22 protein-coding genes, 2 pseudogenes and 1 riboswitch are annotated in these 22289 nt (G+C 71.2%); of the genes and pseudogenes, 7 read left to right on the top strand and 17 right to left on the bottom strand.

The window, feature by feature from the left end:
- Positions 1-6: 6 nt before the first annotated feature.
- From D3105_RS14070 to D3105_RS14080, 3 genes are all read right to left on the bottom strand, one after another.
- Complete coding sequence (locus tag D3105_RS14070) at positions 7-1035, bottom strand: methionine synthase (protein ID WP_118903566.1); 1029 nt, start codon at positions 1033-1035, stop codon at positions 7-9.
- Between the two features lie 46 nt (positions 1036-1081).
- Positions 1082-1771 carry an SDR family oxidoreductase gene (locus D3105_RS14075; protein WP_118903567.1) on the bottom strand — a complete coding sequence of 230 codons (690 nt, stop codon included), beginning with the start codon at positions 1769-1771 and terminating at the stop codon, positions 1082-1084.
- Between the two features lie 83 nt (positions 1772-1854).
- Entirely contained in the window at positions 1855-2394 is a 540-nt protein-coding gene (locus D3105_RS14080) for a TIGR00730 family Rossman fold protein (RefSeq protein WP_118903568.1), read from the bottom strand.
- A gap of 96 nt (positions 2395-2490) precedes the next feature.
- Between D3105_RS14080 and D3105_RS14085 the strand changes: the two genes are divergently transcribed.
- Positions 2491-2826 (top strand): DUF427 domain-containing protein, encoded by a 336-nt coding sequence (locus tag D3105_RS14085; RefSeq protein ID WP_118903569.1) that lies wholly within the window; start codon positions 2491-2493, stop codon positions 2824-2826.
- A 75-nt stretch (positions 2827-2901) separates the two neighbouring features.
- On the top strand, positions 2902-3705 hold the full coding sequence (locus tag D3105_RS14090) for an alpha/beta fold hydrolase (protein ID WP_118903570.1): 804 nt from the start codon (positions 2902-2904) through the stop codon (positions 3703-3705).
- 68 nt (positions 3706-3773) lie between these two features.
- Here the strand turns inward: D3105_RS14090 and mnmA are convergent, their stop codons facing one another.
- Positions 3774-4910 (bottom strand): tRNA 2-thiouridine(34) synthase MnmA, encoded by a 1137-nt coding sequence (gene mnmA, locus D3105_RS14095; protein ID WP_118903571.1) that lies wholly within the window; start codon positions 4908-4910, stop codon positions 3774-3776.
- 61 nt (positions 4911-4971) lie between these two features.
- Between mnmA and D3105_RS14100 the strand changes: the two genes are divergently transcribed.
- A complete protein-coding gene (locus D3105_RS14100) occupies positions 4972-5709 on the top strand; it encodes an N-acetylmuramoyl-L-alanine amidase (RefSeq protein WP_118903572.1) in 738 nt (245 codons plus the stop codon).
- Positions 5710-5756: 47 nt separating this feature from the next.
- Here D3105_RS14100 and D3105_RS14105 read toward each other — a convergent pair whose 3' ends face one another.
- The 3 genes from D3105_RS14105 to D3105_RS34550 all read right to left on the bottom strand — a co-directional run bounded on the left by D3105_RS14105 (position 5757) and on the right by D3105_RS34550 (position 7703).
- On the bottom strand, positions 5757-6926 hold the full coding sequence (locus D3105_RS14105; protein ID WP_118903573.1) for a cysteine desulfurase family protein: 1170 nt from the start codon (positions 6924-6926) through the stop codon (positions 5757-5759).
- A gap of 164 nt (positions 6927-7090) precedes the next feature.
- Positions 7091-7468, bottom strand: a complete 378-nt coding sequence (locus D3105_RS14110; protein ID WP_118903574.1) for a hypothetical protein — start codon at positions 7466-7468, stop codon at positions 7091-7093.
- 79 nt (positions 7469-7547) lie between these two features.
- Positions 7548-7703 (bottom strand): hypothetical protein, encoded by a 156-nt coding sequence (locus D3105_RS34550; protein ID WP_165891012.1) that lies wholly within the window; start codon positions 7701-7703, stop codon positions 7548-7550.
- Positions 7704-7819: 116 nt separating this feature from the next.
- On the opposite strand from D3105_RS34550, the pseudogene D3105_RS14115 reads away from it, so the two are divergent.
- Positions 7820-8408 (top strand): annotated as a pseudogene (locus D3105_RS14115) (TetR family transcriptional regulator).
- 121 nt (positions 8409-8529) lie between these two features.
- Here the strand turns inward: D3105_RS14115 and D3105_RS35860 are convergent.
- The 10 genes and pseudogenes from D3105_RS35860 to D3105_RS14165 all read right to left on the bottom strand — a co-directional run bounded on the left by D3105_RS35860 (position 8530) and on the right by D3105_RS14165 (position 18808).
- Positions 8530-9269 (bottom strand): annotated as a pseudogene (locus tag D3105_RS35860) (thioesterase family protein).
- 72 nt (positions 9270-9341) lie between these two features.
- Entirely contained in the window at positions 9342-10013 is a 672-nt protein-coding gene (locus tag D3105_RS14125; protein ID WP_010059993.1) for a trimeric intracellular cation channel family protein, read from the bottom strand.
- Between the two features lie 29 nt (positions 10014-10042).
- On the bottom strand, positions 10043-11344 hold the full coding sequence (locus D3105_RS14130; RefSeq protein WP_118903575.1) for an ABC transporter ATP-binding protein: 1302 nt from the start codon (positions 11342-11344) through the stop codon (positions 10043-10045).
- Complete coding sequence (locus D3105_RS14135) at positions 11341-12333, bottom strand: ABC transporter ATP-binding protein (RefSeq protein ID WP_118903576.1); 993 nt, start codon at positions 12331-12333, stop codon at positions 11341-11343. The genes D3105_RS14130 and D3105_RS14135 overlap by 4 nt, the downstream gene beginning before the upstream one ends.
- Positions 12334-12339: 6 nt before the next feature.
- A complete protein-coding gene (locus tag D3105_RS14140; protein ID WP_075264102.1) occupies positions 12340-13302 on the bottom strand; it encodes an ABC transporter permease in 963 nt (320 codons plus the stop codon).
- Between the two features lies 1 nt (position 13303).
- Positions 13304-14308 (bottom strand): ABC transporter permease, encoded by a 1005-nt coding sequence (locus D3105_RS14145; RefSeq protein ID WP_118903577.1) that lies wholly within the window; start codon positions 14306-14308, stop codon positions 13304-13306.
- 85 nt (positions 14309-14393) lie between these two features.
- On the bottom strand, positions 14394-16064 hold the full coding sequence (locus D3105_RS14150; protein ID WP_118903578.1) for an ABC transporter substrate-binding protein: 1671 nt from the start codon (positions 16062-16064) through the stop codon (positions 14394-14396).
- A gap of 234 nt (positions 16065-16298) precedes the next feature.
- Complete coding sequence (locus D3105_RS14155; RefSeq protein ID WP_107413469.1) at positions 16299-17087, bottom strand: enhanced serine sensitivity protein SseB C-terminal domain-containing protein; 789 nt, start codon at positions 17085-17087, stop codon at positions 16299-16301.
- 186 nt (positions 17088-17273) lie between these two features.
- On the bottom strand, positions 17274-18044 hold the full coding sequence (locus D3105_RS14160; protein ID WP_118903579.1) for an enhanced serine sensitivity protein SseB: 771 nt from the start codon (positions 18042-18044) through the stop codon (positions 17274-17276).
- A gap of 89 nt (positions 18045-18133) precedes the next feature.
- On the bottom strand, positions 18134-18808 hold the full coding sequence (locus tag D3105_RS14165; protein ID WP_118903580.1) for an AAA family ATPase: 675 nt from the start codon (positions 18806-18808) through the stop codon (positions 18134-18136).
- A 204-nt stretch (positions 18809-19012) separates the two neighbouring features.
- Positions 19013-19110, top strand: a riboswitch (glycine riboswitch).
- A gap of 177 nt (positions 19111-19287) precedes the next feature.
- Between D3105_RS14165 and gcvT the strand changes: the two genes are divergently transcribed.
- The 3 genes from gcvT to glyA all read left to right on the top strand — a co-directional run bounded on the left by gcvT (position 19288) and on the right by glyA (position 22201).
- The gene (gcvT, locus tag D3105_RS14170; protein ID WP_118903581.1) at positions 19288-20412 is read left to right on the top strand and encodes a glycine cleavage system aminomethyltransferase GcvT; all 1125 of its coding nucleotides are present in this window, start codon (positions 19288-19290) and stop codon (positions 20410-20412) included.
- 132 nt (positions 20413-20544) lie between these two features.
- On the top strand, positions 20545-20922 hold the full coding sequence (gcvH, locus tag D3105_RS14175; protein ID WP_010060008.1) for a glycine cleavage system protein GcvH: 378 nt from the start codon (positions 20545-20547) through the stop codon (positions 20920-20922).
- A 19-nt stretch (positions 20923-20941) separates the two neighbouring features.
- Positions 20942-22201 carry a serine hydroxymethyltransferase gene (gene glyA, locus D3105_RS14180; RefSeq protein ID WP_118903582.1) on the top strand — a complete coding sequence of 420 codons (1260 nt, stop codon included), beginning with the start codon at positions 20942-20944 and terminating at the stop codon, positions 22199-22201.
- Positions 22202-22289 lie beyond the last annotated feature (88 nt).

Here is a 22289-nt window from a genome sequence, read left to right on the forward strand (position 1 = left end):
TCCCCGTCACTCAGGGTTGTCCGCGAGCGACCTCGCCGCCCGGGCGCTGTGGGCGAGCGCGGTACGGGCGTACGCGGGCGACGCGCCCGCGAGACCGCACGACGGGGTGATCGTGACGGACTCGGCGAGAGTCCCCGGATTGAGCCCCAGCCTGCTCCACAACGTCCTGACCCCCATGACGCTACCGCCCGGGTCTGACAATCCCTCCGAAGCCGCGTCCGTGGAGGGCACCACGCCCAGGAAGAGGTGGGTGCCGCCTTCGACCGCTTCCCCGATCGCCTCCTCCTCACGCTCCGTGAGCAACGAGAAGTCGAACGAGATGCCGTCGGCGCCGGCCCGGCGCAGCAGCGCGACGGGCGCCTCGGGGGCGCAGGAGTGGACGAGCGTCGTCCCGTCCTCGCCGGCCGCCGCGAGGACGTCGCGCAGGGCGCTCTCGACGACCTGACGGTCGACGGCGCGGTAGGTGCGGTAGCCGCTGGCGGAGCGGACCCGGCCCAGCAGGACGGCGGTCAGGGAGGGTTCGTCGAGCTGGAGGACGACGCTAGCCCCGGGCATTCGGCGGCGGACCTCCGCGAGGTGGGCGCGGAGCCCCTCGGTCAGGGATCCGGCCAGGTCGCGGCAGGCGCCCGCGTCGGCCAGCATGGCTTCGCCACCGCGCAGTTCGAGGGCGGCGGCGAGCGTCCAGGGCCCGACGGCCTGGACCTTGAGCAGTCCCTCGTACCCCTGGGTGAACTCCTCCAGGGCGTCCAGGTCCTCTCCCAGCCAGGAGCGGGCCCTGCGGGTGTCGCGGCCGGGCCGGTCGCTGATCCGCCAGCCGCTCGGCTCCACGTGCCCGTACATCTCGACGAGGAGGCCGACGCTCCGGCCGATCATGTCGGCGCCCGGCCCGCGCGCGGGCAGTTCGGCCAGATACGGCATGCCCTGGCCGTCGGCGAAGGAGCCGGTGACGGTCTTCGCCGCCTCCCTCGCGTCTCCCCCGGGCATCGACCCGATGCCGGTCGCCGGACACCCGCTGAACTTGCTCTTCTCGCTCACCCGGGAAGCCTACGGTCCCCCGTACGCCGGTTGCGCGCCGGCCCGCTCAGCGTCCGGGGCGGACCGTGAGGTCGTTGACCTCGGCGTCGCGCGGCAGATCGATCGCCATGAGGATCGTGGTGGCCACCGACTCCGGGTCGATCCAGCGCTCGGCGTCGTACTCCTTGCCCTCCTGCTGGTGCACCTTGGCCTGCATGGGGCTGGCGGTGCGGCCCGGGTAGACGGAGGTGACGCGGACCCCGTTGCCGTGTTCCTCGTGGCGCAGCGAGTCGGCGAGCGCCTTGAGGCCGTGCTTGCTCGCGGCGTACGCGCTCCACCCGGCGTGGGCGTTGAGTCCGGCGCCGGAGTTCACGAAGAGGACGTGGCCCCGGGCGACGCGGAGCTGCGGGAGGAGGAGGCGGGTGATCTCGGCGGGGGCGATCAGGTTGGCGTCGATCTGGAAGTGCCAGGCCTTGGGGGTGAGCTCCCCGACCTCGCCCAGCTCGACGACGCCCGCGATGTGCAGCAGGGTGTCGATCCGCTCGGGCATGGACTGCTGGCCGAACGCCCAGGACAGCCGGTCGGGGTTGCCGAGGTCGCCGACGAGCGTGCGCGCGCCCGGGTAGCGCTCGGCGAACTCCTTGGCGCGGCCGGCGTCGCGGGCGAGCAGGACGAGATCGTCGCCGCGCTCCTGGAGACGGCGGGCGACAGCTGCGCCGATGCCGGAACCGGCGCCGGTGATGAGGTGGGTAGCCATGGGGCGATCCTAGATCCGGGGCGCTTGCCGGCGTCCGGCGGTCTCCTCCGGGTGGGCGAGCGCCGCTCCCGGATCCGGGCCGCTCACTGGAGTCCGGCGGTCTCCTCCAGGTAGGCGAGCGCGCCGACGCCGTCCTTGGCGAAGAAGACGAGGTCGGTCAGCGGCAGCGGCAGGAAGCCCTCGTCCTCCATGCGCTGGAACTGCTGGCGCAGCCCGTCGTAGAAGCCCGCCGTGTTGAGCAGGACGACGGGCTTGGTGTGCTTGCCGTGCTTCTTCAGCTCCAGGATCTCGGTGGCCTCGTCGAGCGTCCCGGTCCCGCCGACCATGATCACCACGGCGTCGGCCTTCTCCAGGAGGAGCGCCTTGCGCTCGGCGAGGTCACGGGCGATGACCATCTCGTCGGCGTTCGGGCGGGCGCTCGCGGCGAGGAATTCGACGGACACCCCGACGAGCCGGCCGCCCGCCGCCTGCACCCCGTCCGCGACGACCTTCATCAGCCCCTTGTCCGATCCACCCCAGACGAGGGTGTGCCCGCCCCGTCCGAGCAGCTCGGCGAACTCGCAGGCGGGCACGGTGTAGCGGTCGTCGAGGTCGGCGGCGGAGAGGAAGACGCAGATGTTCATGGGGCAACCGTACGACCCCGCCTCGGACACTCCCCCGTTCCGGGGAAGGTTCGGCGTACGGGGAAGAAGCCCGCCCCGTACGCCGCTGAAACGGGTATGACTGCCACCCGAGGACACCGCATCACCGTCGAGCAGGGCACCGAGCACGTGCGGGCCGTGCACGACGGACAGGTGCTGGCCGAGAGCCGCCGCCCGCTCGTGCTCCGCGAGAGGGGCTGTCCGGTTCGCTACTACCTGCCGCCCGAGGACGTCCGCACCGAGCTGCTCTCCCCGTCGGACACCTCCACCCACTGCCCGTTCAAGGGGGACGCCTCCTACTGGTCGCGGCCCGGGGCCGCCGATCTCGTCTGGGCCTACCCGGATCCGAAGCCCGAAGTCGCCGCGATCAAGGACCACTTCTGCTTCTACGCCACGGAGACGGTGGCGGACTGACCCTCGATCCGCTCGCCCGGGAACTTTTTCTCGGGCGAGCGATGAGTTTCCCGGCCCGCCCCGGTCTCCTCTCCCATGGACAGGATTCTCTCCGCCGACGGCACGCCGATCGCCTACCGCCGCCAGGGCGAGGGGCCACCGCTGGTGCTGGTCGGCGGTGCGCTGAGCGTGGCAGCGACCGACGCGGCGCTGGCCGCTCTGCTCGCGCCGCGTTTCACGGTGATCACCTACGACCGGCGGGGCCGGGGCGCCAGCGGTGACACCGGGCGCTGTGCCGTGGCGCGGGAGATCGAGGACCTGGCCGCCGTCGTCGGTGCCGCCGGGGCGGACACGTCGGTCTTCGGGATGTCCTCCGGCGGGGCGCTGGCCCTGGAGGCGGCCGCCTTTGGGCTCCCGGTGGAGCTGCTCGCCGTGTACGAGCCGCCCTACACGCCGGGGGCGTCCGGGCTGCGGTTCAAGGCCCGCTGCACGGCCCGGCTGCAGCGGCTGCTGGCGGCCGGGGACCGGGGCGGGGCGGTGGAGCTGTTCCTGTCCATGACGGGGGTCGCCGAGGAGACGGCCGCCCGGATGCGGCGGGCCCCGGTGTGGCCGGAGCTGGAGGCGATGGCGCACACGCTGGCGTACGACGACGCGCTGCTGGGCGACGGGGCGATCCCGGCCGAGCGGTTCTCGGCCGTCGCCGCCCGGACCCTGGTGATCTGCGGCGGCTTCAGCAGCGCCCCGGCGCGGGCGGCGACCCGGACGCTGGCCGAGGCCCTGCCGCGCGGCCGGCACCGCACGCTGACGGGCCAGATGCGCGAGGTGGCGCCCCAGGTGCTCGCGCCGGTGCTGACGGAGTTCTTCGCGAGGGACGTGTACGCGTACCGAAGGGCGTCCTAGCCGGTCTGTACGTGTACGCGTACCGGTAGGCGTCCCAGGACGGCACGCCCTGGGGGCGCCGCGCGGGCTCAGCCGCCCGCCGCCACCCGTTCGCGGCGGACCGTCGTCGCGATGGTGGCCGAGCCGACCACGCGCGTGCCGTCGTAGAGGACGACCGCCTGGCCGGGGGCGACGCCCCGGACCGGCTCGGTGAAGGTGACGTTCAGCTCGGAGCCGTCGACCAGCTCGGCGATGACCTCGGTCTCGCCGCCGTGGGCGCGGAGCTGGGCGGTGTACGTACCCGGGCCGGACGGAGGCGTTCCGCACCAGCGGGGCTTGATCGCGGTCAGCGCGGTGACGTCCAGGGCCTCGACGGGACCGACGGTGACGGTGTTGTTCACCGGGGAGATGTCGAGGACGTAGCGCGGCTTGCCGTCGGGGGCCGGGTGGCCGATCTTGAGGCCCTTGCGCTGGCCGATGGTGAAGCCGAACGCGCCCTCGTGGGTGCCCAGCTTCGCACCCGACTCGTCGAGGATGTCGCCCTCGGCCGGACCGCCGAGGCGGTTCGCCAGGAAGCCCTGGGTGTCGCCGTCGGCGATGAAGCAGATGTCGTGACTGTCGGGCTTCTTGGCGACGGCCAGGGCCCGGCGCTCGGCCTCGGCGCGGATCTCGTCCTTGGTGGTGAGGGTGTCGCCGAGCGGGAACATGGCGTGGGCGAGCTGCTTCTCGTCCAGGACGCCGAGCACATAGCTCTGGTCCTTGGCCATGTCGGACGCGCGGTGCAGCTCGCGGCTGCCGTCCTCGGTGAGCACGACCGTGGCGTAGTGGCCGGTGCAGACGGCGTCGAAGCCGAGGGCGAGGGCCTTGTCGAGCAGCGCGGCGAACTTGATCTTCTCGTTGCAGCGCAGGCAGGGGTTGGGCGTGCGCCCGGCCTCGTACTCCGCGACGAAGTCCTCCACGACATCCTCGCGGAAGCGTTCCGCCAGGTCCCAGACGTAGAACGGGATACCGATGACGTCGGCCGCGCGGCGGGCGTCCCGGGAGTCCTCGATGGTGCAACAGCCGCGCGCCCCGGTCCGGAAGGACTGGGGGTTCGCGGACAGGGCGAGGTGGACACCGGTCACGTCGTGGCCCGCCTCGACGGCACGGGCGGCGGCGACGGCGGAGTCCACGCCGCCCGACATCGCGGCGAGGACACGCAGGGGGCGCTGGGAAGTCTGAGTCATAGCCCCTCCAGGGTACGGGTCGCCGGGAACCGAACGCTCGCGGATAAGCGTTGACGATCACATGGGGAACAACGGGAGCACCCGGGCCGCGCGAAAGCCCTCGGGAAAGCCTTCGCGGAAGAAGCCGGCGGACGGCGTCGGCCGCCGCGCACTGCTGATCGGCGGGGGCGCGGTGGCGGCCGCCGGCACCGCCGCCGTGCTCGCACGCGACAAGGTGAAGCGCCTGTGGTGGCAGGTCCCCGGCGTCGAGAAGCCCCGGAGGCCGGGTGAGCTGGACTACGCGGGGGCGACCTGGGTGGCCGCCTCGGAGGCGAACTGGCGCCGGGCGGACCGGCCCGACGACTTCCCCATCGACCGGGTGATCATCCATGTCACCCAGGGCAGCTTCGCCGGCGCGGTGAAGGTGTTCCAGGACCCGGCCCACCAGGCCGCGACGCACTACATCGTGGGGCAGGACGGGCGGGTGGTGCAGATGATCCGCGAGCTGGACGTGGCGTACCAGGCGGGCAACCGCTCCTACAACGAGCGGGCCGTCGGCATCGAGCACGAGGGGTTCGTGGACCGGCCGAAGGACCTGACGAAGGAGATGTACGCGTCGTCGGCGCGGCTCACGGCGTCGATCTGCGCGCGGCACGGCATACCCATCGACCGGGAGCACATCATCGGGCACGTGGAGGTGCCGGGCACCGACCACACCGATCCGGGCCCGCACTGGGACTGGGACCGGTACATGGAGCTGGTGCGGCGGGCCGCGACGGCGCCGCCGAGCCCTACGCCATCGCCGTCGGCGAAGGCGTAACGCCTCCGGGTGACGGTCCTCGTCAGCTGAGCCCGGCGTTCGCCGTCTCAGCTGAGCCCGGCCGTCCGCGCCCGCTCGACCGCCGGGCCGATCGCCTCGGCGAGCGCCTTCACGTCGTCCTCGGTCGAGGTGTGGCCGAGCGAGAAGCGCAGGGTGCCCCGGGCCAGGTCCGGATCGGTTCCGGTGGCCAGGAGTACGTGGCTGGGCTGGGCGATCCCGGCGGTGCAGGCGGAGCCGGTGGAGCATTCGATGCCCTGCGCGTCCAGCAGCAGGAGCAGGGAGTCGCCCTCGCAGCCGGGGAAGCTGAAATGGGCGTTGGCGGGCAGGCGTCCGGCCGGGTCCGGGTCGCCGCCGAGCACGGCGTCCGGCACGGCCAGGCGCACGGCGGTCACGAGCTCGTCGCGCAGGGCGCCCACGCGCCGGGCGAACTCCTCGCGCCGCTCGGCCGCCAGCCGTCCGGCGACCGCGAACGAGGCGACGGCGGGCACGTCCAGGGTGCCGGAGCGTACGTGCCGCTCCTGGCCGCCGCCGTGCAGGACGGGCACGGGGGTGTGGTCACGGCCCAGCAGCAGCGCGCCGATGCCGAACGGGCCGCCGATCTTGTGTCCGCTGACCGTCATCGCGGCCAGTCCGGAGCGGGCGAAGTCGACCTCCAGCTGGCCGAACGCCTGGACCGCGTCGGCGTGCATGGGGATCCCGAACTCCGCCGCCACCGCCGCCAGTTCACGTACCGGCATGATCGTGCCGATCTCGTTGTTGGCCCACATCACGGTGATCATCGCGATGTCGTCGGGGTTCCGGAGGATCGCCTCGCGCAGGTCCTCGGGGTGGACCCGGCCATGGCGGTCGACGGGGAGGTGGTCGACGTTCGCGCCCTCGTGTTCGGCGAGCCAGTCGACGGCGTCGAGGACGGCGTGGTGTTCGACGGGACCGGCGAGGACCCGGGTGCGGCGGGGGTCGGCGTCGCGGCGGGACCAGTAGAGGCCCTTGACCGCGAGGTTGTCGGCCTCCGTGCCGCCGGAGGTGAACACCACCTCGCTGGGGCGTGCGCCGAGGGAGTCGGCGAGGGCTTCTCTGGACTCCTCGACGGTGCGGCGGGCCCGGCGTCCGGCGGCGTGCAGCGAGGACGCGTTGCCGGTGACGGAGAGCTGGGCGGTCATCGCCCCGATCGCTTCGGGAAGCATCGGGGTGGTCGCGGCGTGGTCGAGGTAAGCCATGGTGGGGCCGATTCTACGAGCCCGGGGTGGGGTGCCCGCCGGGCGCGTCACGGCCTGGTCCCCGCGCACGCCTTCATGGAGTACGACGGACCGGTCGAAGGCCCCGGTCCGGAGCCCGATCCGGAACGGGGAGAGCGGCTCGCGGGGCCGCTTCGGGGCGTGCGTCAGCCGCCGATGCTCCAGGCGACGGTGCCGTTGGCGGTGACCAGGGCGGCGAGCACGGCGAGGTCGGCGACGCCCAGGGCGAGGCCGAGGAAGGCGCGTCCCCGGCGGCGGGTGTGACGGGCCAGAGCCAGCAGCGCCATCACGATCGCCATGGGCCCGAGCACGATGTTGAAGACCAGCAGCCCGACGAGGCCGAGGACGAACGAGGCGACGGCGAGACCGTCCGCCTCACGGCCGAGGGCCCGGCGCGGAGCGGCGTCGGGAGTCTTCTCCGGCGCCGCACCCGGGTCGACGGCGTCCTTGTGGATGGCGGCGTCCGCACCCTTGTCGGCGGCGGCGTCCGTGCAGCGGGTGCGGTCGATGAGGGTGAGGGTCATGGTGCGAGCTCCTTCGGATCGGTACGGGAAACGGCAGGCTCGGCGGGTGCGGGTGCGGCGAGTCGGTTCGTACGGCGGGTCAGTGGGTGCGGCGCGATGTGCGCTCGCGCACGGCGAAGATCAGCAGCCAGCTGCCGATCACGGCCGCGGCGGCCAGCGTCAGCGGCAGCGGGATGTGGGCGACCGCCCCGAGGAGGATTCCCAGAAGGAGCAGCGCGGCGACGAGGACGAGCACGGCGGAACCTCTCTGTGCGACGACGAAAGCCGTTCGGAGTACGAGTGTTCACTGACTTGAAAGTCTAAACCTCGCACCCTTCCCCAGACTCGGAGAACGGTTGTTTACTGAATGGCATGAGTCACACTCCCGTCGGCATTCGCCGGACCCAGAAGCTCAGGACGCGCCAGGCCCTCCTGGACGCGGCGCTCGACCTCCTGGAGCACCAGAGTCTGAGCAGCCTGGGACTCCGGGAGGTGACCCGCGCCGCCGGGGTCACGCCGACGGCCTTCTACCGGCACTTCGAGGACACCGCGGCGCTCGGCGTCGCCTTGGTGGAGGAGGGACAGCGAGGAGCGGCTGGACCGCAGCGTGGCGGTGATAGCGCGTCATGTCGGCGCGCAGCCCGCCCACTTCCGGTTCATCGCGCGTGAGCAGCACGGCGGGGTCGGCCCGGTGCGCGCGGCGATCGCGGCTCAACTGCGGCGGTTCGCCGAGGAGGTGGCGTGCGCGCTCGGCCAGGAGCCGGGGGCGGCGGGGTGGAGCGAGGAGGATCTGCTGATGCTCGGCGGCCTCTATGTGGACCACATGGTGATCACCACGTCGACCCTGCTGGAGGCCGGGCCGGAGGGTGAGGCGGAGGTCGTCCGGGTGGCCCGGCGACGCCTGCGGCTGGTCACCATCGGCCGCGCCCACTGGCTCGACGAGGCGCCCGCCGGGGAGTGACCAAGGCTGCACCCACCCCGGACCGACAACGGCGCTGCCCCTGCCCGGACCGACAACGGCGGCGCCCGTACGGTGCCGGCCCCGTACGGGCGCGGGAGCCGCCCCCGTACGTCCGTACGCCCTACTTCGTGCGCGGGGCCTTGGCGAGCTGGCGGGACTGGGCGACGAGGCGGTCGGCGCTGTCCCAGACCTCGGCGTCCTCCTCCAGGAAGCCGCCCGCGAGGTTACGGGTGGTGATGGCGACGCGCAGCGGGCCGGGCGCGGGGCGGCAGCGGATGTGGGTGGTCAGCTCGACGGTGGGGGTCCAGCCGGTCAGGCCCAGCTCGAACGAGGTCGGCGGCAGGGCGTCCACGGTGAGCAGCAGCGACAGCGGGTCGGGGTCGCGGCCGTCGGCCAGGCCGAACCAGCCGCGCATCTCGCGGGCGGCAGGGCCGTGGTGCGGACGTCGTCGGGGAGCGTGTCCAGGTCGCCGTAGGTGGCCAGGACCCGGATGCGCTCGATCTCGCTGCCGTCCTCCGCGTACTGGAAGAGGGAGGCCTGGCCCGTGGAGAGGGTGCGGCCGGTCCGGACGGTCTGGGTGCGGATCACCGCGGGGCCGGGCACGGAGGCGGTGAGGTAGTGCGCCGAGACGGAGAACGGGTCGGGGTGCGGCAGGGCCTCGCCAAGAGCCCGGCCGAGCAGGGCCAGCAGATAGCCGCCGTTGACGGCGTGGATGATCGTCCAGCCCGCGGAGAGCTCGGCGTCGTAGACGCCCTCCTCACGGAGGGTGACCGCCGTGTCCCGGTCGAACTCGCTGTCGCCGATGGTCGCCGGTGCGGTCGGCGCCGCTCCGGTCACTGCCTCAGTCGCTGCCTGTGCCATGGCATGCACGGTACATCCATCACCCTACTGAGCGGTAGCTTTTTGTGGGCCCCGTTACCCGGCCGACCCGCCCTACGTCGCCGCCGACCCCTCCTCGGCCCGCGCCGACGACCGGTTGTAGGCCCGGGGCGCCCGCCAGTGGAAGCGCAGCGCCAGCAGCCGCAGGACGAACGCGGCGATCACCGCCATCCCGCTGGTCAGCGCGTTCAGGGTGTCGAAGCGGATGCAGAGGACCACCATGGTCGCGCCGACGATCGCGGGCACCGCGTACAGGTCGCGGTCCCAGCGCAGCAGCGAGGGGACCTCGTTGGCGAGGACATCGCGCAGCACACCGCCGCCGACCGCCGTGGCCAGGCCGAGCGCGGCGGACGCGGTGAGCCCGAGGCCGTACTCGTACGCCTTGACCGTGCCGGTGACGCAGAACAGGCCGAGCCCCGCCGCGTCGAAGACGTTGACGCCGACCTGGATGCGCTCCACGTGCGGGTGGAGGAAGAAGACCAGGCCGGCGGCGAACAGCGGGGTGATGAAGTAGCCGAGGTCGGTGAAGGCGGCGGGCGGGATCGCGCCGATCATGACGTCACGGAACAGCCCTCCGCCCAGCGCTGTCACCTCCGCGAGAACCGCGATGCCGAAGACATCGAAGTTCTTGCGGACGGCGAGCAGGGCGCCCGAGATCGCGAAGACGAAGATCCCGACGAGGTCGAGCGCATGCTGGACGGAGGGCGTGAACAGTTCGGTGAGCACCGGCCAATTGTGCCGGTCCCGGGCGCTCCCTAGGCCTTGGGGCTGCCCTCCGCCTTCTTGGTGGCGTCCGAAGCCTCTTCCGCGGCGTCGGCAGCCTTCGCCTCGGTCTCCGTGGCGTCGGCCGTCTCCTTCTTGGTGTCCTCGGCCTCCGCCGCCTTCGCCTCGGTCTCCTTCTCCTTGGCGTTCGCGTCGGCCTGGGCCGGTACGGTCGCGGGCTCCTTCTTCGGGGCGTCCGCTGCCGGGGCCTCCGTCTCGCCCTCCGAGACCTCGACGGCCTCGGCCGCCACCGTCTCCGTCCCCGTGACCGCCTCGATGCCGGTCGCCAGGGTCTGCTTCACCGTGCCGGCCTCGATCTCGGCCGTGAAGTGGCAGGCCACCTTGTGACCGTCGCCGGTGTCCAGCAGCGGCGGGCGCTCCGTGGCGCACTTGGTCTCCTGCACCCACGGGCAGCGGGTGTGGAAGCGGCAGCCGGCCGGCGGGTTCGCCGGGGAGGGCAGGTCGCCGTGGAGCAGGATGCGCTCGCGGCGGTCCTCGACCTCGGGGTCGGGCACCGGGACGGCCGACATCAGCGCCTTGGTGTACGGGTGCCGGGGCCCCGCGTACAGCGCGTCGCTCGGGGCCTCCTCGACGAGCCCGCCGAGGTACATCACCCCGATGACGTCCGAGATGTGCCGGACGACCGCGAGGTCGTGCGCGATCACCAGGTAGGTCAGGCCGAGGGACTCCTGGAGCTCCTCCAGCAGGTTGATGACCTGTGCCTGGACCGAGACGTCGAGCGCGGAGACCGGCTCGTCGCAGATGATCACGTCCGGCTCCAGGACCAGCGCGCGGGCGATGCCGATGCGCTGGCGCTGGCCGCCGGAGAACTCGTGCGGGTAGCGGGAGAGCGCGTTGGAGGGCAGGCCGACCTTGGCCAGGATGTCCTTGATCTTCTCCCGGCGCTCCGTCTGGTCCTTGCCGATGCCGTGGGCGGCCATGCCCTCGGACAGGATCGACTCGATGTTCTGCCGGGGGTTGAGGCTGCCCAGCGGGTCCTGGAAGACCATCTGGAGGCGGCGGCGGAAGGCCCGCATCTCCTCGCCCGGCAGCTTCGCCAGGTCGGTGCCGTCGAAGACGACCCCGCCGTCGGTGATGTCGTTCAGCCGCAGGACCGCCCGGCCGAGCGTCGTCTTGCCGCAGCCCGACTCGCCGACCAGGCCGTACGTCTGACCGGCCTCGATGGACAGCGAAACACCGTCGACCGCGTAGACATGGCCGACCGTACGGTCGAAGAAGAGGCCCTTCTTGACCGGGAAGTGGACTTTGACGTCGTCCAGTTCGAGAAGGCTCATGCCGGGACCTCCGCTGTGGGCAGGACCGGGTTGACGCAGCGCACCTGGTGTCCGGCCGCGCGTGGTTCGGTCAGTTCGGGGGTGCCGGTGAGGCACTCCATCGTGTAGTGGTCGCACCGGGGTGCGAACGCGCAGCCGTCGGCCCAGGCGATCTTGTCGTTGATGGAGCCGCGGATCGGGTTGAGCGGCTCGCCGCGCGGTGCGTCCAGACGCGGGATGGAGCCGAGCAGCCCGTGCGCGTACGGGTGGGTGGGGTGGGCGAACAGCTCGCGGCGGCCCGCCGACTCCACCGCCCGCCCGGCGTACAGGACGTTGACCTCGTCGCAGAGGCCGGCGACGACGCCGAGGTCGTGCGTGATCATCAGCAGGGCGGTGCCCTCCTGGTCGACCAGCTCCTTCAGGAGCTCCAGGATCTGCGCCTGGATGGTCACATCGAGTGCCGTCGTCGGCTCGTCGGCGATCAGCAGACGGGGCGCGCAGGCGACCGCCATGGCGATCAGCGCCCGCTGGCGCATACCGCCGGAGAGCTGGTGCGGGTACTCCTTCAGCCGCCGGTCCGGGTCGGGGATCCCGACCCGGTCGAGCAGCGAAGCCGCTTCCTTGCGGGCCTTCTCGCCCTTCAGCCCGCGGTGGCGCTGGAGGATCTCGGTGACCTGGATGCCGATCGGGACGACCGGGTTCAGCGAGGACAGCGGGTCCTGGAAGATCATCGCGAGCTGGCTGCCGCGCATGTCGCGCAGCTTGCGCTCGTTCATGGTCAGCAGGTTCTGGCCGTCGAACTCGGCGCGGCCGCCGATCCGCACGCCCTTGCGGGGCAGCAGCCCCATCAGGGCGAGCGAGGTGACGGACTTGCCGCAGCCCGACTCGCCGACCAGGCCCACGACCTGGCCCTGGTCGACGGCGAAGGAGACGCCGTCCACGGCCGTGGCGTCCTTGCGGCCGCGGGCGGTGAAGGTGACGCTGAGTTCCTCAACGGAGAGCAGTGACATGGGACTTCAGCCTCGCAACTTCGGGTCGAGGGCTTCGCGCATGGCCTCGCCGAGCAGGGTGAAGCCGAGGGCGGTGATGATGATCCCGACGGCCGGGTAGGCGGCCATCATCGGCTCGTTGTCGAAGAAGCGCTGCGCCTGGGAGAGCATCACGCCCCACTCGGGAACGGCCGGGTCGGGGTTGCCGAGCCCCAGGTAGGACAGGGCCGCGGCCTCGATGATCGCGGTGGCCAGACTCAGGGTGGCCTGGACGATCACGGGGCTCAGCGAGTTCGGCAGGATCTGCGTGAGCACGATCCGCTTGCGCCGGATGCCGACCGCCTTCGCGGCGAGCACGTAGTCCGCACCGCCCTGCACCAGCATCGAACCGCGCAGCAGGCGGGCGAAGATGGGGATCTGGACGACACCCACGGCGATCATCACCGTGGTCAGCGACTGGCCGAGCACGGCGGCGATGGAGACCGCGAGCAGCAGCGAGGGCAGCGACAGCATGATGTCGGTGAAGCGCATGATCACGGTGTCGACGCGCTGCCCGGCCTTGCCGCCGAGGGTGGCGGCGGCTCCGGAGAGCACACCGACGAGCGCGCCGACGATCAGGCCGATGAGCATGGAGACCACACCGACGAGCAGCGTCTGCCGGGCGCCGACGAGCCAGCGGGAGAACATGTCTCGGCCCAGATGGTCCAGGCCGAACCAGTTCTCGCCGCGCATGCCGACGAACTTCCCCTGGTTGGGGAAGACTTCGCTGCGCCAGTTCTGTGCGGTCGCGCCGTGCGGGGCCAGCATCGGCCCGACGATGGCGACCAGGATGAACGCGGCGATGATGGCCGCGCCGATGATCGCCATCTTGCTGGAGCGCATGCGCCGGAACGCCTCGCGCCACAGGCTGCTGCCGCTGACGCTCTCGGTGCTCTGGGTCAGCTCGGCAAGACGGTCGATCTTGTCTGCTTTGTTGGTCAGGATCGTCACGTCAGTGCACCCGCACTCTCGGGTCGATGATGCTGTACGCGAGGTCGACCAGCAGGTTGATCAGCACGTACACCATCGCGATGAAGAGAATGAACCCGACGAGGACCGGGTAGTCGCGGCCGTCGATCGCGGTACGGATGAAGGATCCGATGCCGCCGAAGTCGAAGACGGACTCGGTGAGGACCGCACCGGAGAGCAGGCTGCCGGTCAGCAGGCCGACCGCGGTGATCACCGGCAGCAGCGCGTTGCGCAGCACGTGCCGACCGCGCACGGTCTTCTTGTCGAGGCCCTTGGACTCGGCCGTGCGGATGTAGTCCTCGCCCAGCACCTCCAGGACGCTGGCGCGGGTCATCCGGACGATGACGGCGAGCGGGATGGAGGCCAGTGCGACGGCGGGCAGGATCAGGTGCATGATCGCGTCCCAGCTGGCGTCGAACTCGCCGGTCAACAACCCGTCCAGCACCGCGAATCCGGTGACGTCGGTGGCGTTGATGCCGGTGGTGAGGCGGCCCTGGCTCGGGAACCAGCCCAGCTCCACGGAGAAGATCCCGCGCAGCAGCATGGCCAGGAAGAAGACCGGGATGCAGATGCCCAGCAGCGATCCGGAGACCGAGGCGACATCCAGCCAGCCGCCGCGGTGCTTGGCCGCCAGGTAGCCCATCGGGATGCCCACGACCACGGCGATCAGGATCGCGGCGACGCTGAGCTCCACGGTGGCCGGGAAGCGCAGGGCGAACTCGTCCCACACCGGCTGGCCGGTCTGGGTGGAGGTTCCGAGGTCGAGCTCGAAGATGCGCTTGAGGAAGCGCCAGTACTGCACGTGCACCGGCTCGTCGAGCCCGAGTGCACGGTTGATTCTCGCCACTTCGGCTTCGGTGGCCCGCTCGCCCAGGATCGCTGAGGCGGGTCCGCCGGGCAGTCGGTTCAGCCAGAGGAACAGCAGGACCGACAGGCCGAGCAGGGTGGGAATGAGCTGGAGAAGTCTTCTTACGACGAGTCGCAGCACCCCGCATGCCCCTTTCTCACGTGCGTCGAAGCAGGACCGCCCGGCCACCTGGTTGCTGTGGCCGGGCGGACCCGCTGGTGTGCGATTACTTGAAGGAGACCTCGGCGAAGTTCTCCTGCGTCAGCGGGGAGACCTTCGGCGGGTTGACGTTCTTCGCGAACGCGATGGCCGGGGGCGACGAGGAGATCGGCACGCCCGGGACGTACTCGGCGATGGCCTCGTTGGCCTTCTTGTAGGCCTCGGTGCGGCCGGCCGGGTCCGTGATCTCGGAAGCGGCGTTCACGGCGTCGAAGACCTTCTGGTCCTTGAAGCCCCACTGCTTGTCCGGTCCGGCGAACCAGGTGCCGATGAAGTTGTAGCCGTCGTTGAAGTCACCGGTCCAGCCGAGCATGTGCAGGGCGCAGGAGCCGGCCTCGGTGGCGTCCAGGTAGTCCGGGGCCCACTTCATGGCCTTCGGCTTGATGGTGATGCCGGCCTTCTCCAGGTCGGCCTTCATCAGCTCGAACATGTCCTGCGGGGCAGGCATGTACGGGCGGGTGACCTCGGTCGGGTAGCAGAAGTCGATGGAGAGCTTCTCCTCGCCGGCCTGCTTGAGGAGGTCCTTCGCCTTGGCGGTGTCGAACGGGTAGGTCTTCACCTTGTCCGAGTAGCCGGCGACCGTGTCGGGCATGAACTGGGTCGCGACCTTGCCGCCCTCGGGCAGCTGGGTGTTGACGAGGTTCTCGCGGTCGATGGCGTGGGTGATCGCCTGACGGACCTCGGGCTTCTTCAGCGCCGGGTTCGCCGACTGGCTCATGCCGAGGTAGAAGATGTTGAAGACGTCACGGGTCGGGACCTCGTAACCCTCCTTCTCCAGCGTCGTCACATCGGCCGGCGCGACCAGGTCGTAGCCGTCGATGTCACCCGCCTGGAGCGCCTGGCGGCGGGTCTCCTCGGTGGAGATGGTGCGGAAGACCAGATTCTTCACCTTGGCCTTGGCGCCCCAGTAGTCGTCGAAGCGCGTCAAGGAGACTTCCTTGTTGCCCTTGTTCCACTTGGTGATCTTGTACGGGCCGGTTCCGGCGACCGTGCCGGCCTCCTGGCTGTACTTCGGGTACGTGATCGCGTCGCCCTTGGCGCTCGCGTCCTGCTTCTCGTACTCCTTGATGGCCTTCGGCGAGTGGATCGCGAGCGCCTGGAGGGAGAACCCGCCCGGCAGGTTCGCCGAGGGCTCGTTCACCTCGATGACGGCCGTGTTCTCGTCCTTGGCGGTGCAGGACTTGTAGTTGGGCTTGGGCGCCTCGGCGTCCTCGTTCTTCGCGAACCCGCCCATGATGGTCTGCCAGTAGTAGGAGACCGCGCTGGACTGGTACGTGCCCTTCCAGTTGAACCAGTGGTCGTAGTTCGCGCAGACCGCGGCGGCGTTGAACGCCTCGCCGTCGTGGAACTTGACGTTCTGGCGGAGGTTGAACGTCCAGACCTTGCCGGCCTCGTCGCTCGACCACTTCTCGGCGAGACCGCCGACGAGCTTGCTGCCGCCGGGCTCGTGCTCCAGCAGCGCCTCGAAGGCCTGACGCGTGACGCGGAACGTCTCGCCGTCGCTCGCGAGGGCCGGGTCGAGGGAACCGGGGTCACCGGCTCCGGCGAAGACGAAGGTGTCCTTGTCGCCCCCCTTGGCGTCACCCCCGTCCCGATCGCTGGAACAGCCCGTGGCGATCAGACCGACAGCGACCGCTGTCGTGATCGCCCGGACAGCCCGGGACTTGAATATTCGCATGGGTCCACCCCTGGTTCGCCATGTGGTGAGGTTTGATGGCCGCACACTACAGACGGTGCCTGCCGCAAGAGAACAGTCCGGATAGCGGTGAGACCTAGTCGAGACCCGGACAGTTAACAAACCGTCCAGTTCCGGGACATCCTCCCGGGGGAAGTTAACAAGCCGGACATCGAAGGGTGTTCGACGGAGGGTGACCGAGGGGGGAGCCCTTCCCCGCGATGGGGGTCCTTCGGGTCAGCGCGGAAGCGGCGGGTAGCCGTAGCCCGGGGCGGCGGCCGGAGGCGGGCCCGCGGGGGCGTGGGCCTCGCGGTCGTAGAACGGGCGGGTGTTGGCGCGCAGCCACATGCCGACCGGGTCGTACTCGTCGGAGAGCGCGACGGTGGAGACCGGCAGCCCCTCGGGGACCGCACCGACCGACTGGCGCATCATCTCGCGCACCGATTCGACGGCGGCGCGGCCGGTGTCGTAGAGGTCGAGGCCGATCGCGAGATACGGGACGCCGACCGCGGGGTGCACCCAGGCGCGGCGCAGGGAGCGGATCGCGGGGGTGCGGTGGGCGTTCTGGGTGAGGAGGGCGTAGAACTGCGGGAGCTCGATGGCGGGTTCGCTCAGCCGGAGCGGTCCGGCGGGCAGCCGGTCCAGGCCCGTGGCGATACGGCGCAGATCGAGCCAGGGGATGCCGACGCCGCCCCCGGGGGCGTGCGGGTTGAGCCAGATGCCCCAGCGGTCGGGGAACAGGGCGCGGGCGATCTCTCGTCCGGTGACCAGCTCGTGGGCCCGGTTCCAGCCACTGGCGGAGAGCTCCTGGGCGGAGGTGACGCAGGGGGCGTACCCCAGGCCGTCGATCTCCATGTTCCCGTACTGGGCGTCCGGCGAGCCGGCCGTGCCGTGCCAGAGCAGCATCCAGATCCGGCCCTCGGCGACAGCGGAGAGCAGCTCCTCGTAGGCGTCGTAACGCCCGGGGGTCACCTGGCGGAGCAGCTGCTCCACCTTTCCGGCCGCCGCGGTGCCTGACGCACTCACCCTGGGTTCCGCCCCTCGTCGATCCGTCGCAGATCCGTCGCATTCACGCCATCGCTCCCGGGCACACGGGAGCGACCACGCCATCAAACCAGCTTATGCGCCACTTCAGGGACCGACTTGACGCCATGGTCCCGCGGCGCCCGGTCCCGAGGCCCTCAGTGGTCCTCGCGCCGGTGAATCCGGCCCTCAGTGCCCCTCGCGGCGGTAGAACGGGCGTACCTTCTCCCGCATCCAGTCGCCCACGAGGTCCTGGGCCACATCGAGGAGAACCAGGTTGACCGGCCACGGCACATGGACCCGGCCGAGCGCCCGGCCGATGGCGTCCATGGGGGCGCTCTGTCCCGCTCCGTCCCAGGTGGCGAACTCGACGCCGACGAAGAGGACCGGGTCGCCGCCCTCGATGCTGGCCAGCGTCCGGCGGGCGGTGCTCACGACTCCGGTGGCCTCGAACTCCTCGGACACGGCGGTGAGGAAATCGACCGGGTCGTGCTGCCAGTCCGGCTCGAACAGCCGGACCCGGCCGCCGGTGGCGGGCCCGTCCAGGGCGGTGCGGCCCGCCCGGCAGAGCTCGGCGACGGCGGGCGGCGGCAGCGGTATGCCGACGGCGCCGCCCGGGTTCACGGCGATCCCGACCTGCGGGGGCAGGCCCCGGGCGAAGTCGCGGGCGGGCGCGACGGTGAAGGACATGTGGCTGCCGACGCAGCTGAGGAACTGGGCCTCCGAGCTGAAGACGGGGACGAAGGCCGCCCCGTCGATCTCCATCATCGGCAGGTCGAGGTCCGCGCTCGCGGGGGTGCCGCCGTTCGGCAGGGGCACCCAGACCGAGCTGCGGCCGAGCACCTCGACCAGGCGACCGCCCGCGTCCGGGACGCCGAGCGAGGCCGTCAGCACCTCTTCGAGCTCGTTGGCGGGCCACCCCTGCTGGGGTTGGGCCGGTGCGGGTGCCGGAATGTCCACTGGCTCTGCGCCCTCTCTCATCCGCCCGGGCCGCGCCGCGGCGGCCCTCTGCTCCGGCCAGCACCCTAACCGCAGCGGGCGGTGGAAGCTCAGGCGTCCGTGAAGGAGATCCGGCGGAGCGCCCCCGCGGCCTCCCGGTCGAGCAGCACCGCGGAGGTGCAGCCGGCGGGCAGCAGCCCCTGTTCGGTGTCGCGGAGCAGACGGGCCACCGCGTGCCGGTGGCGGGCGAAGGCGTAGCCGGAGACCCCGCGCCCGCGCTCGCGCTGCCCCTGCCGGGCCACCTCGGGCGTCACGTCGAGCAGGATCAGATGGAAGGTGCGGTCCCGGGCCACCGCGTACCGGGCGAGCCAGCGGCGTACCCAGGTCTGGGTGCCGCAGTCGTGCACGACGACGGATTCGCCGGAACGCAGGGCCTTGCGGAGGCCGAGGTAGTGCGCGGCGCGGACGAGGGGGCGGTAGAGGGCGTAGGGCAGTAACCCTGGCACCGCGGCGGCCCAGCTGTCACGGGTGTTCTGGGAGTCGATGGCGCGCCCCTGCACGGCCCGCCGGATCAGGGTGGACTTGCCGCTGCCGGGGAGCCCGGAGACCACGACGATGTCACCGGCGGTGAGATCGAGGCTGTACGGGCTGTAGCCGGTGCGCCCGCGCAGGTCGCGTACCACCGGCGCACGGGTCTCCATCAGCTCCCGCACGGGAGCGCCGCGCCGGGCGGGCACCGCGCCGTGCGCGACCCCCGCGGCCGGTACCGACCGCTGCAACGTCATCGCCATCCCCCTGCTGTCGGGTCTCGCCCATCTGCTTCTGAAGTGTAAAGAAAAGGCAATGCGGCACAACCGACATCGGACCCGCCGTCCGGATCATGCCCTGATCGCGGTGCTTCGCGTCCCCGGAGAACGGAGTGGAGACCGGACCCCCCACTCCCGCCCGATGCGTGCGATGATGACCCCGCCAACTGCATACCGGCCGTTCGAATCCGCGCGGGAGAGTTCCGGCCACAGTGTGAGCCGGGCGCCGAAGGAGCAAGATCCTCCCTTGAATCTCTCAGGCCCCGTACCGCGTGGATGAGGCAGATCTGAAAAGCGAGTCGCCCCGCGACTCCACCCAAGGTGCAAGCCGAGCCCCCTGAACCGGGGCGCCCTCCAGGGGCATACCCCGCCAGGGGCTATCGGCGAACCTCTCAGGTTCCGATGACAGATGGGGAGGATTTTCCGTCCTGACGTCGTCATGCCCTGGAGCCATGCCCATGAGCACTGCCCCCCGTCTCACCGCCCTCGACGCGCTGCACCGCTCGCTCGGCGCCACCATGACCGACTTCGCGGGCTGGGACATGCCCCTGCGGTACGCCAGCGAGCGCGACGAGCACAACGCCGTACGCACCCGGGCCGGTCTCTTCGACCTCTCCCACATGGGCGAGATCACCGTCACCGGGCCCGAGGCCGCCGCCTTCCTGAGCTACGCGCTGGTGGGCAACATCGCCACCGTCGGCAACGGCCGGGCCCGCTACACGATGATCGTCCAGGAGGACGGCGGGATCGTGGACGACCTGATCGTCTACCGGTTGGGAGAGACCGGGGCCGCCGAATACATGGTGGTCGCCAACGCGGGCAACGCCCAGATCGTGCTGGACGCGCTGACCGGGCGCGTCGGCGGCTTCGACGCCGAGGTGCGCGACGACCGGGACGCCTACGCGCTGCTCGCGGTCCAGGGCCCGGAGTCCCCCGCGATCATGAAGGCAGTCACCGACGCCGACCTGGACGGGCTGAAGTACTACGCGGGCCTGCCGGGCACGGTCGCCGGGGTGCCGGCGCTCATCGCCCGTACCGGCTACACCGGCGAGGACGGCTTCGAGCTGTTCGTCGCGCCCGAGCACGCCGAGCAGCTGTGGCGGGCGCTGACCGAGGCCGGCGCGCCGCACGGCCTGATCCCGTGCGGGCTCTCCTGCCGGGACACGCTGCGCCTGGAGGCGGGCATGCCGCTGTACGGGCACGAGCTGACGACTGCGCTGACCCCGTTCGACGCGGGTCTGGGCCGGGTCGTGAAGTTCGAGAAGGAGGGCGACTTCGTCGGCCGCGAGGCGCTGCAGGCCGCCGCCGAGCGCGCCGAGACCGCCCCGCCGCGCAAGCTGGTCGGCCTGATCGCCGAGGGCCGCCGGGTCCCGCGCGCCGGTTTCCCGGTTGTCGCGGACGGCAAGGTGATCGGTGAGGTCACCTCCGGCGCCCCCTCCCCCACCCTGGGCAAGCCGATCGCCATGGCCTACGTGGACGCGGCCTTCGCCGCGCCGGGCACCGAGGGCGTGGGCGTGGACATCCGGGGCACGCACGAGCCGTACGAGGTCGTCGCGCTGCCGTTCTACAAGCGCCAGAAGTGATATCCCGGAGGGAACGGCGCATTCCGGGCCCTCCTCACCGGCACGCAGGCGTCACGGAAGTGACGTACCTCCGTCTCACACCGCAAGACCACCGTTCATCAGCACTCCCCCGCGTACAGGAGAATTCAGGTCATGAGCAACCCCCAGCAGCTGCGGTACAGCAAGGAGCACGAGTGGCTGTCGGCCCTCGAGGACGGCGTGGCCACCATCGGCATCACGGAGTACGCGGCCAACGCGCTCGGTGACGTCGTCTACGCCCAGCTCCCGGAGGTCGGTGACACGGTGACCGCGGGCGAGACCTGCGGCGAACTGGAGTCGACCAAGTCCGTCAGCGATCTGTACTCGCCGGTGACCGGCGAGGTGACGGCGGCCAACCAGGACGTCGTGGACGACCCCTCGCTGGTGAACTCCGCTCCCTTCGAGGGCGGCTGGCTGTTCAAGGTGCGCGTCGCGGAGGAGCCGGCCGATCTGCTCTCCGCCGACGAGTACACCGCGTTCTCCGGCAACTGAGACCTTAAGGGACCCCCTGATGTCGCTTCTGAACTCCTCCCTCCACGAGCTGGACCCGGACGTCGCCGCCGCCGTCGACGCCGAGCTCCACCGTCAGCAGTCCACCCTCGAAATGATCGCCTCGGAGAACTTCGCTCCGGTCGCCGTCATGGAGGCGCAGGGCTCCGTCCTCACCAACAAGTACGCCGAGGGCTACCCCGGCCGCCGCTACTACGGCGGCTGTGAGCACGTCGACGTCGTCGAGCAGATCGCGATCGACCGGATCAAGGCCCTGTTCGGCGCCGAGGCCGCGAACGTGCAGCCGCACTCCGGTGCGCAGGCGAACGCGGCCGCGATGTTCGCGCTGCTGAAGCCGGGCGACACGATCATGGGCCTGAACCTGGCCCACGGCGGTCACCTGACCCACGGCATGAAGATCAACTTCTCCGGCAAGCTCTACAACGTGGTCCCGTACCACGTCGACGAGACCGGTGTCGTGGACATGGAGGAGGTCGAGCGCCTCGCCAAGGAGTCCCAGCCGAAGCTGATCGTGGCCGGCTGGTCCGCCTACCCGCGCCAGCTGGACTTCGCCGCCTTCCGCCGGATCGCGGACGAGGTCGGCGCGTACCTGATGGTCGACATGGCGCACTTCGCGGGCCTGGTCGCGGCCGGGCTGCACCCCAACCCGGTGCCGCACGCCCACGTCGTCACCACCACCACGCACAAGACCCTCGGCGGTCCGCGCGGTGGCGTGATCCTCTCCACCCAGGAGCTCGCCAAGAAGATCAACTCGGCGGTCTTCCCGGGTCAGCAGGGCGGTCCGCTGGAGCACGTGATCGCGGCGAAGGCGGTCTCGTTCAAGGTCGCGGCGGGCGAGGAGTTCAAGGAGCGCCAGCAGCGCACCCTGGACGGCGCCCGGATCCTGGCCGAGCGCCTGGTCCAGCCGGACGTCACCGAGGTGGGCGTCTCCGTCCTCTCCGGCGGCACCGACGTGCACCTGGTCCTGGTCGACCTGCGCAACTCCGAGCTGGACGGCCAGCAGGCCGAGGACCGGCTCCACGAGCTGGGCATCACGGTCAACCGGAACGCCATCCCGAACGACCCGCGTCCCCCGATGGTCACCTCGGGGCTGCGGATCGGCACCCCGGCGCTGGCCACCCGCGGCTTCGGCGCCGAGGACTTCGCGGAGGTCGCGGAGATCATCGCGGCCGCCCTCAAGCCGTCGTACGACGCGGACGACCTCAAGGGCCGCGTCGCCGCGCTGGCCGAGAAGTTCCCGCTGTACCCCGGCCTGAAGTAGCACCTGGCCTGCGGTTCCGCGCATCCGGACGGGGCACCGCGCACACTGGAGAAAAGTGAGCGCGGTGCCCCGTTCCTTGCCCCCGACA

Source organism: Streptomyces globisporus (assembly GCF_003501885.1).
In the GTDB taxonomy this organism is placed as follows: Bacteria; Actinomycetota; Actinomycetes; order Streptomycetales; family Streptomycetaceae; genus Streptomyces; species Streptomyces globisporus_D.

Coding starts and splice junctions, on each gene's coding strand:
- D3105_RS14075 (WP_118903567.1), bottom strand. CDS start 1,771: ATGGCTACCCACCTCATCACCGGCGCCGGTTCCGGCATCGGCGCAGCT.
- D3105_RS14165 (WP_118903580.1), bottom strand. CDS start 18,808: ATGACGTTGCAGCGGTCGGTACCGGCCGCGGGGGTCGCGCACGGCGCG.
- gcvT (WP_118903581.1), top strand. CDS start 19,288: ATGAGCACTGCCCCCCGTCTCACCGCCCTCGACGCGCTGCACCGCTCG.
- D3105_RS14090 (WP_118903570.1), top strand. CDS start 2,902: ATGGACAGGATTCTCTCCGCCGACGGCACGCCGATCGCCTACCGCCGC.
- D3105_RS14105 (WP_118903573.1), bottom strand. CDS start 6,926: ATGGCTTACCTCGACCACGCCGCGACCACCCCGATGCTTCCCGAAGCG.
- D3105_RS14110 (WP_118903574.1), bottom strand. CDS start 7,468: ATGACCCTCACCCTCATCGACCGCACCCGCTGCACGGACGCCGCCGCC.
- D3105_RS14080 (WP_118903568.1), bottom strand. CDS start 2,394: ATGAACATCTGCGTCTTCCTCTCCGCCGCCGACCTCGACGACCGCTAC.
- D3105_RS14135 (WP_118903576.1), bottom strand. CDS start 12,333: ATGTCACTGCTCTCCGTTGAGGAACTCAGCGTCACCTTCACCGCCCGC.
- D3105_RS14150 (WP_118903578.1), bottom strand. CDS start 16,064: ATGCGAATATTCAAGTCCCGGGCTGTCCGGGCGATCACGACAGCGGTC.
- D3105_RS14130 (WP_118903575.1), bottom strand. CDS start 11,344: ATGAGCCTTCTCGAACTGGACGACGTCAAAGTCCACTTCCCGGTCAAG.
- mnmA (WP_118903571.1), bottom strand. CDS start 4,910: ATGACTCAGACTTCCCAGCGCCCCCTGCGTGTCCTCGCCGCGATGTCG.
- gcvH (WP_010060008.1), top strand. CDS start 20,545: ATGAGCAACCCCCAGCAGCTGCGGTACAGCAAGGAGCACGAGTGGCTG.
- D3105_RS14100 (WP_118903572.1), top strand. CDS start 4,972: ATGGGGAACAACGGGAGCACCCGGGCCGCGCGAAAGCCCTCGGGAAAG.
- D3105_RS14085 (WP_118903569.1), top strand. CDS start 2,491: ATGACTGCCACCCGAGGACACCGCATCACCGTCGAGCAGGGCACCGAG.
- glyA (WP_118903582.1), top strand. CDS start 20,942: ATGTCGCTTCTGAACTCCTCCCTCCACGAGCTGGACCCGGACGTCGCC.